Origin of the sequence: Promicromonospora sp. MEB111 (assembly GCF_030209445.1) — a bacterium.
Classification (GTDB): domain Bacteria; phylum Actinomycetota; class Actinomycetes; order Actinomycetales; family Cellulomonadaceae; genus Promicromonospora.
The window spans coordinates 108,230-121,150 of the sequence record NZ_JARVSD010000002.1; the positions used below are offsets into that span (position 1 = coordinate 108,230).

General features: G+C 73.7%; 11 protein-coding genes. 5 read left to right on the forward strand and 6 right to left on the reverse strand.

Annotation, left to right across the window (positions count from 1 at the left end; genetic code table 11):
• Window positions 1-31 precede the first annotated feature (31 nt).
• Complete coding sequence (locus tag QRN56_RS01720; RefSeq protein ID WP_285100740.1) at window positions 32-907, reverse strand: alpha/beta fold hydrolase; 876 nt, start codon at window positions 905-907, stop codon at window positions 32-34.
• Window positions 908-1,010: 103 nt separating this feature from the next.
• On the opposite strand from QRN56_RS01720, the gene QRN56_RS01725 reads away from it, so the two are divergent.
• The gene (locus QRN56_RS01725; protein WP_285100741.1) at window positions 1,011-1,643 is read left to right on the forward strand and encodes a dihydrofolate reductase family protein; all 633 of its coding nucleotides are present in this window, start codon (window positions 1,011-1,013) and stop codon (window positions 1,641-1,643) included.
• 155 nt (window positions 1,644-1,798) lie between these two features.
• Complete coding sequence (locus QRN56_RS01730) at window positions 1,799-5,044, forward strand: discoidin domain-containing protein (RefSeq protein WP_285100742.1); 3,246 nt, start codon at window positions 1,799-1,801, stop codon at window positions 5,042-5,044.
• A 95-nt stretch (window positions 5,045-5,139) separates the two neighbouring features.
• Here the strand turns inward: QRN56_RS01730 and QRN56_RS01735 are convergent, their stop codons facing one another.
• The 3 genes from QRN56_RS01735 to QRN56_RS01745 all read right to left on the reverse strand — a co-directional run bounded on the left by QRN56_RS01735 (window position 5,140) and on the right by QRN56_RS01745 (window position 6,762).
• Window positions 5,140-5,331, reverse strand: coding sequence for a hypothetical protein (locus QRN56_RS01735; RefSeq protein WP_285100743.1), 192 nt, complete (start codon window positions 5,329-5,331; stop codon window positions 5,140-5,142).
• 42 nt (window positions 5,332-5,373) lie between these two features.
• Window positions 5,374-5,664 (reverse strand): UBP-type zinc finger domain-containing protein, encoded by a 291-nt coding sequence (locus QRN56_RS01740; RefSeq protein ID WP_285100744.1) that lies wholly within the window; start codon window positions 5,662-5,664, stop codon window positions 5,374-5,376.
• Between the two features lie 72 nt (window positions 5,665-5,736).
• Window positions 5,737-6,762 carry a LacI family DNA-binding transcriptional regulator gene (locus tag QRN56_RS01745; protein ID WP_285100745.1) on the reverse strand — a complete coding sequence of 342 codons (1,026 nt, stop codon included), beginning with the start codon at window positions 6,760-6,762 and terminating at the stop codon, window positions 5,737-5,739.
• A gap of 203 nt (window positions 6,763-6,965) precedes the next feature.
• On the opposite strand from QRN56_RS01745, the gene QRN56_RS01750 reads away from it, so the two are divergent.
• Together QRN56_RS01750 and QRN56_RS01755 are read left to right on the forward strand one after the other, a co-directional pair.
• Window positions 6,966-7,472, forward strand: coding sequence for a GNAT family N-acetyltransferase (locus tag QRN56_RS01750; RefSeq protein ID WP_285100746.1), 507 nt, complete (start codon window positions 6,966-6,968; stop codon window positions 7,470-7,472).
• Between the two features lie 120 nt (window positions 7,473-7,592).
• The gene (locus QRN56_RS01755; RefSeq protein ID WP_285100747.1) at window positions 7,593-9,899 is read left to right on the forward strand and encodes a glycoside hydrolase family 43 protein; all 2,307 of its coding nucleotides are present in this window, start codon (window positions 7,593-7,595) and stop codon (window positions 9,897-9,899) included.
• Between the two features lie 110 nt (window positions 9,900-10,009).
• Here QRN56_RS01755 and QRN56_RS01760 read toward each other — a convergent pair whose 3' ends face one another.
• Complete coding sequence (locus tag QRN56_RS01760) at window positions 10,010-10,870, reverse strand: helix-turn-helix transcriptional regulator (RefSeq protein ID WP_285100748.1); 861 nt, start codon at window positions 10,868-10,870, stop codon at window positions 10,010-10,012.
• 178 nt (window positions 10,871-11,048) lie between these two features.
• Between QRN56_RS01760 and QRN56_RS01765 the strand changes: the two genes are divergently transcribed.
• Window positions 11,049-11,915, forward strand: a complete 867-nt coding sequence (locus tag QRN56_RS01765) for an SDR family NAD(P)-dependent oxidoreductase (RefSeq protein WP_285100749.1) — start codon at window positions 11,049-11,051, stop codon at window positions 11,913-11,915.
• Between the two features lie 24 nt (window positions 11,916-11,939).
• Here the strand turns inward: QRN56_RS01765 and QRN56_RS01770 are convergent, their stop codons facing one another.
• Window positions 11,940-12,833, reverse strand: a complete 894-nt coding sequence (locus QRN56_RS01770) for an SDR family oxidoreductase (protein ID WP_285100750.1) — start codon at window positions 12,831-12,833, stop codon at window positions 11,940-11,942.
• Window positions 12,834-12,921: the final 88 nt, after the last annotated feature.

The window sequence follows — 12,921 nt, forward strand, 5'->3', positions numbered from 1 at the left end:
ATTTGCAATTGATTCGTTCGGCAGGTCCGGCTCAGTCCACCGGGTGTACCTGCTGCCCGACGGCGCTCCGCAGCGCCGCCCGGAACTCCCCCGGCCGCTCCAGCCAGGGGTGATGTCCGGCCCCGGGGATGATGGTCACCGCGCACCCCAGCTCCGCGCCCAACGAGCGCAGGAGCGCGGCGGGGCGCGGGTCGCCGGCGCCGCCGATGATCGCCGAACCAGCAGGCAGCACCGCGCGCAGCCGGTCGATCGCGTGCTCCAGCGGGTCGACGCGTTTGTCGGCGTTGAGCTGGGCGTTCATCACCCAGTTGATCGGCCGCATCGCGCGAACGGACGCCAGCGCCCACGTCCAGGCGTTGTCCTGGTCGGCGTGGTCGGTGAACCACGACAGCGCCAGGTACTCGACCTCCTCGTCGTCGCAGCGCGAGGCGAGCGAGTCAAGGTGGTCGAGCCGATCCTGCTGGGCGGGCGAGCGACGCGCCCGTTCCGCGACGCGGGTCGGCTCGCGCCACGGCCCCACGAAGGGCCCGCAGAGGTAGACCACTCCGGCGACGCGCTCCGGGTGCGCCAGCGCGAAGAAGCTCACCAGGTCGGTCCCGTAGGAGTGCCCCACCAGGATCATCCGGTCGTGGCCCCACGCGTCCATCAGGTTCTCGAGGTCCCGCACGTGGCGGGCCACGGTGTGCCGACCGCTCCACCCGGACCCTCCGGTGCCGCGCTGGTCGTAGCGGTACACCCGGGTCAGGTCGTCGATCAGGGCGGAGACGGGTTCGAGGTAGTCCGGGAGCCCCGGCCCGCCGTGGACCAGCACGACCGGGGGCCGGCCCGCGCCCGCTACCCCCGCGGGGCCGGACTGCCAGGTGCGCAGCCGGACGCCGTCGTCCACCTCGACCCAGGCCACCGTCATAGTGCCGCACCCTACGGCGACCGGCCGGCGGGTGGGCCGATGAGTCCGTCCGCTCCCCCAGGTCTACCCGATGAGGCAGAGACCACTCATCAGGGAGCACACCATGGGCATCATCCAGATCGAGCTGTTCGCCACCCTCGACCTCGTCGCGCAGGCGCCCGGCGGACCCGAGGAGGACCCGGAGGGGTTCCCGTTCGGCGGCTGGCAGGCCCCGCTGCTCGACGACGTCACCGGCACCCAGATCGACGCCGCCTACCGGGGCACCGACGCCCTGCTGCTCGGCCGGCGCACCTACGACATCTTCGCGGCCTACTGGCCGCAGCACGAGGGCGACCAGGACTTCGAGATCGCCGAGCTCTTCAACCGCGTGCCCAAGTACGTGGCCTCCCGCGGCACGCCCGACCTCGCGTGGGCCGGCTCCACGCAGCTCGGCCCGGACCTGCCCGCCGCGGTGCGCGAGATCCGGGACCGCCACGAGAACATCAAGGTGGTCGGCAGCCTGGACCTGGTGCAGACCCTGCTGCGCGAGAAGCTCTTCGACCGACTCGACCTGTGGGTGCACCCCATCCTGCTCGGCGTCGGCAAGAAGGTGTTCGACGGCGGCGCGGTGCCCTCCAACCTCACCCTCCTCGAACCGCCGGCGACCAGCCCGAACGGCACGGTGCACCTGCTCTACGGTCTCGCCGAGGGCACCCCGGGCACGGGCGACATGGGCGCCCCCGACCGCGGGGTGTGAGCCGGCCGCCCCGAGGAGGCGAAGCTGCGCGCGGCGGGCGTGCCCGTGCCGCACGGGCGCTGATGGGAGTTATCAGGGCATGGATCCCCGCACGTCCCGTGCGGTAACCTCCGGGGAGCAGGTACATGACAGCGCTGTCAGCACGGGAGGAACCCATGGCCACCCACCGCATCCGATCCGGCGCGGGGGCGCCGTTCCGCCGAGCGGTCGCGGGGCTCGCCGTCGTCGGCCTGGCCCTGCCGATCGCCACCCTCGCGATCACCCCGGCCCAGGCCGCCGGCCCCCGGACGGGACCGCCCGCGGCCGCACAGGCCGCGTACGGCGCCCCCGACGAGACCGCCGCGAACTACTACACGGCGCTTCTGCGGCACACGCGCTGGGTCGAGACGGTCTGGGACGAGTCGGCGGGCGTCTACCAGGCCAAGGACATGAACTTCGCCGTGGTGCTGGGCAACGCGGTGCTGCTCACGCACGGCGAGTACGACGCCGACCTGGCCGGCGTCCCCGAGGGCATCCTCCGCGAGCACACGCTCGCGACCATCGAGCACTACGCCGCGACCAATCGCCTCGTGGACCCGGCGGGCACCTGGGGTCGTCAGCTCTTCTGGGACTCGACGTTCCAGTCCTACTTCCTGGCCGCCGGCACCCTGCTCTGGGACGAGCTCGACGCCGCGACGCAGGCCAACCTGACCACCATCGCGACCGGCCAGTCCCGGTACACGGCGGACCTCGACTTCACGGACGACCCCCTGTCGGGCAGCTGGACCACCGAGTGGCCCGCGGGCAAGTACCGCGGCGACACCGCGCAGGAGGAGGTCGGCGTCTACACGCAGGCCCTCGCGCCCGGGCTGGCGTGGGCGCCCGAGGATCCCGACGCCGGCCGCTGGGCCGAGCAGCTCGCCGACTGGGGCCGCAACGCCGCAGGTCAGCCGACCGCCGACCGCAACAACCCGGCGGTCGTCGCGGGCAAGCCGGTCTCGTCCAACACGATGCACAACATCCACGACACGTACATCGTGGAGAACCACGAGTCGTTCGGGCCGCACTACCAGTCCGACTCGTGGCGCTCGGGGGCCCGCAACGCGATCCACTTCCTGCTGCGCGACGAGCCGCTGCCGGAGATCCTCACGCGGCAGCCGAACTCGGCTGAGCTGTGGGAGTCCATCAAGCTGGTCATGTCCGACCAGGGCGAGCCGTTCATGCCCATGGTCCGCGACCGCGAGTTCCTCTACGGGCGCGACGTGATCCCGATGGCGTTCCTCGCGCAGGTGCTGCGCGACCCCGACGCGGCGCGCGCCGAGGTGAACCTCGCCGCGGCGCTGGAGGACTACCAGGCGTACGCGCCGGTGGACCGCCTCACCAAGTTCTCGGGCGAGCCCAAGTACGAGCCGGAGGCCCGCGCCGAGATCGCGATCTCCTACCTGCTGCACGTCGAGGCCGCGGAGTCCGCCGAGGGTCCCGTGGAGCCGACGCCGCAGGACGTCTTCTTCGAGCGGCTGTCCGGCGTGCGCGACTTCGGCGCGGTGCCCGGCCTCACGGTGCAGCAGACGCCGCAGTCATGGGCGGGCGCCGTGAGCCGCAAGGGCTTCGTCAAGTTCCCCTGGGTGCCGGGGCACGACTCGTGGCTGTTCTACGCCTCGGGCTCGTCGACGTTCCTCTACCCGGACTCGAACGCGACCGTGGCCGAGCGCCACGTGACCACGTACACGCAGCCGCGCGACGGCTTCGAGGGCACGTCCTCGGTGTTCCGGATCCGCGACGGGTACGCGGGCCAGGCCACGCTCCCGACGGGCGCGGCGGTGTACGCGTCCTCGGGCGCGGGGCCGGACGACGCGAGCCTGTCGGTACGCAACCTCGCCATGGGCGGCTACGCCGGGCTGGACGGGTCGCGTACCTATACGACGGCGGAGGGCGCCACCACCGTCGCCGAACCGGAGCCGGACCCGGCGGACGCCAACGTCGCCCGCCTCGACACGCTGGACCTCGTGCCCGCGGGGGCGACCGAGCCCGCCCCGGTCACCGCGCGGTACGTGCGGATGCAGGGTGTGCAGGGCCACCCGCAGTACGGCTACTCGCTCTATCACCTGCGCGCGTTCTCCCCTGCCGGGGACGACGTCGCGGCCGGGCGCCCCGCGACGGCGTCGAGCGCCGACACGGGCCGGGCCGCGAGCGCCGTCACCGACGGCAGCGGGACGACCCGCTGGGCGGTGTCCCGTGCGGACCGGACGCGCCCCGACTCGTGGGTCCAGGTGGACCTGGGCGCGCCCACGGAGGTGGCGCGGGTGCAGCTCGGGTGGGAGTCCGCGGCGGGCGAGCGGTACCGGGTGCAGGCGTCGCTGGACGGTGTGACCTGGCACGACGCGGCGTCGTTCGACGCCTCCGAGCCGCTGCTGTCGAGCGCGGGCGCGTGGCTGAATGTCGAGGGTTCGGCCGGGTTCGTCGTCCGCGGCAGCGGGGCGCCGATCACGGTGTCGCGGGCGGACGCCACGCGGCACGTGGTCCGGCTGGCGGACGGTGCGGCCGGGCCGCGGCTGGTGGAGATGGTGCCGGGCGACGCCGCGGCGACGTCGGCCCAGGCGGCCCGGCCCGTCCCGGTGGCGGACGCCGACGGGGTGCGCGTGAGCCTGGTCGACGGCTATCTGGTCGCGTTCAACCTGACGGGCGCGGACGTGACGACGACGGTCACGGTGCCGCACGGGAGCAGCCCCCGCGGCACGGACGGTGCCGTGCCCGTGTTCGCGGGCGAGCAGACGATCAGCGCGGACTCGTCGGCCCTGAAGCTGACGATCCCCGCCGGCGATGCCGTGGTGCTCGCCCCGCGCGCGACCGTGGCCGGGCCCCGCGGGCGCACGGCGGAGGGCATCACCGTGGACGTCACGGACGCCCGTACCGTCACGCTGACCGGCCGGGGTCCGGTGACGGTGCGGCACGCGGAGACCGGGGCGACGCGCCCGGCGGCCGCGACGCCGCGGGGCACCACGGTGCGCTTCGTGGACGGCACGCCGTTCCCCGTGGCCGACCTGGCGCTGAGCACGTTCACTTACCCGGCGTCGGTGCTGCCCGAGGGTATGACGTCGCCGTCGAACGCCGTGGACGGCGACCGCGGCACGGCGTGGGTGCCGGGGCGGGACGGGCGCATGGTGACCGACCTGGGCGCACCGCGGGAGATCGGCGCGGTGGTGGCCGAGTGGGCGCGCCGCCGGACGCCGTCCGCGGTCGTCTCGGTGAGCGACGACGGGCTCACGTTCACCGACGTCGGCACGCTGCGGGCCGGCCGGGCTGAGGCCACCCTCGACGTCGGCCGCACGGCCCGCTACGTGGCGATCACGACGTCGTGGCGCCCGGGCGACCCCGGCCTGACGGCCGTGAAGGTGCTGCCCCCGGCAGCAGCAGAGAACTGACCGGCGTTCAGCAGGCTCCTGGGTACCGTATGGCGGCGCACACGGTACCCGGGAGCCTGCTGAACCCACCTCAGGAACCGAGGGCGGCGGGCCGCTCAGCCCGAGCGGCCCCTACGCACGGCACCGACGATCAGCACGATCCCGACCACGGCGAGGATCGGCTCGACGACCGCCCACAGCGTCACGCCCGTCATCGGGCTGCCGGCGAGGTAGCCGAGCCCCTGCACGGTGAACACGCAGCCGATGGCGACGAGCACCAGGCCGGCCACGATCAGGCCAGATCTCATCGTTGCCTCCGAGGACGGGGACCGGTCACCCCGACCGTACCGTCAGTACTTGTGGGTGCCCAGGGTGGACGACGAGATCATCGCGTCGTCGGCGTAGCAGTAGCCCCAGCCCTCGCCCGGCTCGACGGAGCGCATGAGCACGTGCCCCGACTCCTTGTAGTGGGCGGTCGCGTGCTTGGCCGGGGAGGAGTCGCAGCAGCCCACCTGCCCGCACACCAAACAGCTGCGCAGGTGCACCCAGGTGCCGCCGAGGGCGAGGCACTCGGGGCAGCCCTCCCTGTTCTCGGGTTCGAGGACCGCGACCTGGTCCAGATGCGTGCACTCGTCGGTCATCGTTCGATCCTCACGTCGCTCCGGCAGGTCTCCCGCCGCGGCCGGTACCACCCGCGGCGGATGGCACAGAGTCTAGGCCGGGAACGACGCCGCGGGCGGGCCGCCGGTGGTGCTCTCCCGCGCCGTGATCCGGTGGGGCACCACCACGTGCTCGGTCGGCGCGTCCGGCTCGGCGATGCGCCGCATCACCAGGCGCACCGCCTCGGCCGCGAGCCGGGGCAGGTCAGGCGTCACGGTGGTCAGCGACGGCACGGAGAACTGGCCGTCCTCGATGCCGTCGAAGCCGGCCACGGCCACGTCGTCGGGCACCCGCAGACCGCCGTCGTGCAGGGCGCGCAGCGCGCCCAGGGCCATCAGGTCGTTGAAGCAGAACACGGCGTCGAAGTCGACGCCGCGGGAGAGCAGCCGCGCCACGGCGTCGGCGCCGCTGGCCCGGTGGTAGTCGGTGCACTCGACCACGAGGTCCGGGTCCACGGCCACGCCCGCCTCGGCGAGCGCCGCCAGGTAGCCCTCGCCGCGCAGCCGCCCGGTCCCGTCGCCGCTCTGCAGACCGATCCCCGCGATCCGACGCCGGCCCAGGTCCAGGAGGTGCCGCGTGACGTCCCGGGCCGCAGCCACGTTGTCCACGCCCACGTGGTCCACGCCCGCCGGCTCGCCGTACTCCCCCAGCAGCACGAGCGGCGTGCCGTCCCGCCGCTCGACGACCTCCGCGGCCGGGGTGACGAGCGGGCTGAAGAAGACGCCGTCGACCAGGTGGCTGGGCAGGCCGTCGAGCACCGCGCGCTCCCCCGCCAGGTCGCCCGACGTCTCCTCGATGAGCACCGACTGGCCCACCGCCCGCGCCGCCGCCGCGAGCTCGGAGGCCAGGCCCGCGAAGTAGGGCGACGTGAGCTCCGGCAGCGCGATCGCCAGGAACCCGGCCCGCCCGTGGCGCAGGCTGCGGGCCGACGTGTTGGGGCGGTACCGCAGCTCCGCGATGGCGGTCTGGACCCGCTCCCGGGTCTCCGGCCGCACGTTCGGGTGCCCGTTGATCACGTTCGACACCGTCTTGAACGAGACCCCGGCGCGTTCCGCCACGTCGCGCAACGTCACCCTCACTGATAGCCCCTGACCTGGCCGCGAACTCGATCCGCCCGCGCCCTGCGGGCCCGGCGGAGCAGCGCTCCGTGCGGGTCGGGACACTGCTCCGACAAGGCTAGACCACTGTCAGGATCCGCCGGGCGGACGACCGGTCGGGGTTAGCCTCTCACCGGCGTGCCCGATCGGGCCGCGCCGGCGTGGCAGTCGCGAGAGGAAGAGCAGTGGAACGAACCCGGGTCCGTGAGACGACCGACCAGGACGAGGCGGTCGTGCTCCGGCTCATGACCGAGTACATGACGTGGGCACTCGCGACCTTCGAGGAGACCTACGGGTTCGCGATGGGTCTGGACGCGCGGCACACCAGCGCCGACCTGGACACGTTCCGCCGGCCCACCGGGCTGATGGCGCTCGCCGACGTCGACGGTTCACCCGCCGGCGTCGCCGCGCTGCGCGCTCAGGACGACGGCGTGGTCGAGATCAAGCGGATGTTCGTGCGCCCCGAGCACCGCGGGGAGCACCTGGGCTCGGCGATGCTGGACTGGCTGCTGGAGCGCTCCCGGGCGGACTTCGGCGCGCGGACCGTGCGGCTGGACAGCAACCGCTTCATGACCGGGGCGCACCGGCTCTACGAGTCGCGCGGGTTCGTCGAGCGCACGCCCTACCCGGGCTCCGAGATCCCGGGCGAGCTCCAGCACCTGTGGCGGTTCTACGAGCTGTCGCTGGACTGATCAGCCCCTTGCCGACCGCAGGTTATCCGTTGTAACTTCGCGCGTGGTTATCCGTTGTAAAGGAGCGACGGCCACGTCATCGAGGACGTGGCGCGCGGCCGCCCGAAGGGACGATCACCCATGGAGATACGGTTCGTAGCCGCCCTCGCCACGCTCGCGCTGGTCGTCAGCGCCGTGGCCCTGCCCGGTACCGGAGGTGCGGCGGCGGCCCCCGCGGAAGCCGCGCCACCGCCGTCGGGCACCACCTATACCAACCCCGTGACCGACCCGTTCTCGGACACCTACGCCGACCCGGCGGTGATCCGCGGCAAGGACGGCTGGTGGTACCTGTACGCGACCAGCGACCCGCTGGTGTCGGGCGGCCCGTTCGGCAACATGCACGTGGCGAAGTCGCGCGACCTGGCCACGTGGGAGTACGTCGGCACCGTCTTCGACGGCGAGAACCGGCCCGCGTGGGCCGCGGAGGCGTCCTACTTCTGGGCGCCGGACATCCGGTACGTGGACGGCCGGTACGTCATGTACTACACCGTCACGGACACGGCGGCGAACCCCGACGCGTGGGACTACACGATCGGCGTCGCGACGGCGCCCACCCCGACGGGGCCGTGGACGGACTCGGGCGGGCCGGTCCTGGACCCGCGTCCCGCACCGGGCGGCGGGTACCTCAACACGATCGACCCGGCCCTGTTCGCCGACGACGACGGCTCCCGCTACCTCTACTTCGGCGGCTTCAACGGCGGCATCTGGGTCACGGAGCTGGACGAGACCGGCACCCGCGCCGTGGGTGAGCCCACGCGCGTGACCGTGGCGGACCGCTACGAGGGCGCGTTCGTGGTCAAGCGGGACGGCTGGTACTACCTCATGGGGTCGTCGGCCAACTGCTGCTCCGGCCCCGTGACCGGGTACAGCGTCTACACCGGCCGGTCGCGCTCGCCGCTGGGCCCGTTCACCGACCACGAGGGTGTGGGCATGAACGAGTCGCGCGTGGGCGGCACCCTCGTCGTGGCGCAGAACGGCAACCGGTGGATCGGCGTGGGGCACCACGCGGTGTTCTCCGACGTGTCCGGGCAGGACTGGATGCTCTACCACGGCATCGACCGCGACAACGCGTGGCTGAACCAGCCCGGCGGCGTGAACCGCCGGCCCACGCTGCTCGACCGGCTCGACTGGATCGACGGCTGGCCCGTGGTCAACGCCGGGGCGGGCCCGAGCGAGGGCGCGCAGACCGCGCCGGTGGCCGCGAGCGAGCTGGGCATCGTCAGCGCCGACCCCGCTTCGGGGCACGCGCTGCGGCGCGTCACGGGCACGCTGGCCCGGGGTTCGGACGGCGCCGGCGACGCGGGGTCGATCGCGCGCCTGGTCCCGGACCGGCGGCACGCCGCCGTCGTGCGGACGGCGCCCGCGCCGCGGGACGTGCGGGTCGAGACGGACGTGCGGCTGCCCGACGCCGACGGGTCGTTCACGGTCACGGTCGGCGGGCCCGGCTCGGCCGGGGTGTCGGTGCGGCTGGACACGCAGGAGCGCGAGCTCGTCGTCGGACAGGGACGGCAGAAGGTGCGGACGGCGCTGCCGGCGAACGCGGACCTGACCTCCTGGCACGTGCTGAGCGTCGAGGTGCGCGACGGCGTGGCCGCGGCCCGGCTGTCGTCGAGCGGCCTGGGTGACGTGGACGCCGAGGCGCGGCTCGAGCCGCGGACGCCGCTGCCCCGCAAGGCGCCGGTGCGCCTCGTGGCCGACGGCGCCGAGGCGCAGCTCGACAACCTGACCGTCGTGGCGGCGCACGAGCCGGTGACCGAGCGCGTCGCCGAGCCGCAGGCGGGTGCGGTCACGTTCGCCGAGGAGTTCGACGGCGCCCTGGACGCGGGCTGGCGCTGGCAGCACTCCCCCGCCGCCGTCAGCATCACGGACGGCGCCCTGACCTGGCCGCTGACCGGCCACGACCTGGTGGGCACGCGGAACGACGCGCCGGTGCTGCTGCGCGACGCTCCCGAGGGCGACTACGTACTGGAGGCCACCGTGCGCCTGCCGCTGGGCGAGGACACGGTGCGCAACTTCCAGCAGGCGGGCCTCATGGTGCACGCGGGCGACGACGACTTCCTGCGGCTCGGCTCGGTGGCGATCGGCCGGACCCGCCAGGTCGAGTTCGGCAAGGAGCTCACGGCCGACGGCACCGTCCGGTTCGGCGGCTTCGTCTCCGGTCCGGTGGCCGACACCATGCACCTGCGGCTGTTCCACACCACTGACCCGACCACGGGCGAGCACCGCTACCGCTCCGCCACGTCGCGCGACGGTGACCACTGGCGCTTCGGGGCCACGTGGACGCTCCCGGCCGACACGGACCCGGCGATCGGGATCTACGCGGGCGGCGGGGCGGCGCCGGCGGTCAGCGCGGTGTTCGAGGAGGTGCTGGTCCGCGACCTGGGCTAGACCCGGGGGCGCCCCTCTGGCGCCCCTCCCCTTCGAGGCCTAAGTTTCTTCGCTTTGAGCGGCCTCAAAGCGAAGAAACTTAGGCCTCGAAGAAGGTTGACCCCGTCTGCCTACCGCTCCGCCGGCGTGGCCGTCAGGGACCAGCTCGCCAGGAGGCTCAGCGCCCGCTGGGACGGCGAGCCCGGCTCGGCCGAGTAGACGTACAGCGTGGTGTCGGGGTCGCCGGGCAGGGCGAGGGTCTCGTACTCGACGGTGAGGTCGCCGACCACGGGGTGTCGCAGCCGCTTGGACCCGTAGGTGCGCTGGTAGACGCGGTGCTCCGTCCACCAGACGGCGAACTCGTCGCTGGCCTCGCGCAGCTCCGCGATCAGCGCGGCCGTGGCCCGGTCTGCGGGGTCGTTCCCCGCCTCCAGCCGCAGGTTCTCGACGGCGGCACGGGCCTGCTCCTCCCAGTCGACGAACAGCGACCGCGCGCCGTCGTCGAGGAACATCCAGCGCGCATAGTTGCGCCGCGGCGCCGGGAACCGCTCGAAGTCGGTGAACAGGGCCCGGCCCATGCGGTTCTGGGCGAGCACGTGGGCGCGGCGGCCCAGAACGAGCACGGGCGCGTCGCCGAGCGCGTCGAGCAGCTGGTACAGCCCGGGGCGGACCCGCTGGACGGGACGGGTGCGCGGCTGGACCGACCCCGAGCCGAGCCCGATGAGGTCGGCCAGGTGGGCACGGCCGGCCTGGTCCAGCCCGAGCGCGCGCCCGATGGCGTCCACGACCGACGGCGACGGCACGATGCGCCGGCCCTGCTCCAGGCGGGCGTAGTAGTCGGTCGAGACGCCGGCCAGGAACGCGACCTCCTCGCGGCGCAGGCCGGGCACGCGGCGCACCCGGCCGTCGGCGGGCAGGCCGGCGCGCGACGCGTCGCCCTGGCTCCGTGCGCGACGCAGGAAGTCCGCCAGCTCCGTGTTCTTCTCGGCCATGCCTCCATTCTGGGCAGGCCGCCTCGCGCGGCGCACCCGTCAGGGTGGACCTCCGCGTCCTAGTCAGCCGCGACCCAGGACGCAGGGGGCCGGACATGGCGCCCTGCGGCGCGGTTCCGGGCGGAAGTCTTGACGTGTCGGCACGCCCCGCCGACCTGACCCTCCCGAGGAGACCACCATGTCCTACCCCACCGACCGCCCCGCGACCTGGTTCGTCACCGGCGCCTCTCGCGGGCTCGGCCTCGAGCTCGTCCGGCAGCTCCTGGAGCGCGGCGAGAACGTCGCCGCCACCACCCGGTCCACCGAGCGCCTGACGAGCGCGCTCGACGACGTCGACACCTCCCGGCTGCTCGCCCTGCCCGTCGACCTGGCCGACCAGGAACAGGTGAACCGGGCCGTCGCCGCCACGACGGAGCGCTTCGGCACCCTCGACGTCGTCGTGAACAACGCCGGGTACGGCTACCTGGCCGCCGTCGAGGAGGTCTCGGACGCCGACGCCCGTGCGATGTTCGACGTCCAGGTCTTCGGCGTCTGGAACGTGCTGCGCGCGGTGCTGCCGGGCTTCCGTGCCCACCGCGGCGGGCACGTGATCAACGTGTCCTCGATCCTCGGCCTGCTCTCGTTCCCCGGCTGGAGCCTGTACGCGGCGGGCAAGTTCGCGCTGGAGGCGATCACGGAGTCCCTGGCCGCCGAGGTGGCGGACCACGGGATCCGCGTGAACCTCGTCGAGCCCGGCTACATGCGCACCGACTTCCTGCGGCCCGTGTCGCTCGGCCTGCCGTCGGACACGAACGAGGCCTACCCCGCCGTCCGCGAGATGGTCGAGCAGCACCTCGGGATGCCGGGCACCCAGCTCGGCGACCCCGCCAAGGCGGCCGCGGCGATCATCACCGTCGCGACCTCCGGCGAGGCGCCCCTGCACCAGCTCCTCGGCTCGGACTCGCTGGGGTTGGCTGCGGGACGCCTGCAGAGCCTGTCCGACGACGTCGAGGCGTCCCGCCCGCTGGCGACCACCACGGACATCGCTGAGACGCCGGCGGCCTGAGGCTTCTCGCGCCGGGCGCCCGGCCTAGACCGCGGCCGTCGTCGAGTAGGCGCCGGCCGCGATGTCCTCGACCAGCGTCGGGCCCGTCGGCGTCCAGCCGAGCAGCTCACGCGTCGCGGTGCTCGTCGCGGACCCCTCCATGCCGAAGAACCCGCCGATCCAACCGAAGTGCGCGGCGACGTCGTCGGGCGCGATCGAGGCGACCGGCAGGTCGAGGGCCGCTCCGATCGCCTCGGCGATCTCGCGGCTCGTGACCCCTTCCTCGGCCACGGCGTGCAGCCGGGAGCCGGACGGGGCCTTGGCCAGGCCGAGCGCCACGAGGCGCGCGGCGTCGGAGCGGTGCACGGCGGCCCAGCGGTTGCTGCCGTCGCCCGGGTAGCCGGACACACCGTGGCGGCGGGCGGCGTCGGCGATCACCGAGATGAAGCCGTGGTCGCCCGCCCCGTGCACCGTGGGCGAGAAGCGCAGGCTCACGACCCGCACGTCGCGGTCGACGTACTCCAGCGCCAGGTTCTCGGCGCCGCCGCGCGGTGAGCCGGGGCCGTGGGCCGACGAGGCGTCCGCCTCGGTGGCGGGGCGGCCCTGTGCCAGCCCGGCGGTACCCGCCGCGAAGAGGAACGGCCGGCCCGAGCCGGCGAGGGTGTCGGCGAAGGTCTGCACGGCGGCCCGCTCGGCGGCGTTGGACGCGGCCGGGTTCGAGAAGTCGTGCTTGTTGGCCAGGTGCAGCACCGCCTCGGCGGCGTCGGCGCCCCGGCGGAGGCCGTCGAGGTCGTCCAGGTCGCCGCGCTGCACACGGACCCCCTTGGCCTCCAGCGCGTCCGCGGACGCGTCGGACCGGGCGAGCGCGGTGACGGCGTGGCCGTCCGCGAGCAGCTCGTCGACGGCGGCCGACCCGATCCAGCCGGATGCTCCGGTCACGAAAACGTGCATGGTGAACCTCCAGTGATGTCAGTGACTGTTGTCAGTCACAGACATCACCATACGCGTGACGTCAGCCTCTGTCATC

Excerpts from the sequence above, each read along its gene's own strand:
- QRN56_RS01720 (WP_285100740.1), bottom strand. The coding sequence starts at position 907 with ATGACGGTGGCCTGGGTCGAGGTGGACGACGGCGTCCGGCTGCGCACC.
- QRN56_RS01725 (WP_285100741.1), top strand. The coding sequence starts at position 1,011 with ATGGGCATCATCCAGATCGAGCTGTTCGCCACCCTCGACCTCGTCGCG.
- QRN56_RS01730 (WP_285100742.1), top strand. The coding sequence starts at position 1,799 with ATGGCCACCCACCGCATCCGATCCGGCGCGGGGGCGCCGTTCCGCCGA.
- QRN56_RS01735 (WP_285100743.1), bottom strand. The coding sequence starts at position 5,331 with ATGAGATCTGGCCTGATCGTGGCCGGCCTGGTGCTCGTCGCCATCGGC.
- QRN56_RS01740 (WP_285100744.1), bottom strand. The coding sequence starts at position 5,664 with ATGACCGACGAGTGCACGCATCTGGACCAGGTCGCGGTCCTCGAACCC.
- QRN56_RS01755 (WP_285100747.1), top strand. The coding sequence starts at position 7,593 with ATGGAGATACGGTTCGTAGCCGCCCTCGCCACGCTCGCGCTGGTCGTC.
- QRN56_RS01760 (WP_285100748.1), bottom strand. The coding sequence starts at position 10,870 with ATGGCCGAGAAGAACACGGAGCTGGCGGACTTCCTGCGTCGCGCACGG.
- QRN56_RS01765 (WP_285100749.1), top strand. The coding sequence starts at position 11,049 with ATGTCCTACCCCACCGACCGCCCCGCGACCTGGTTCGTCACCGGCGCC.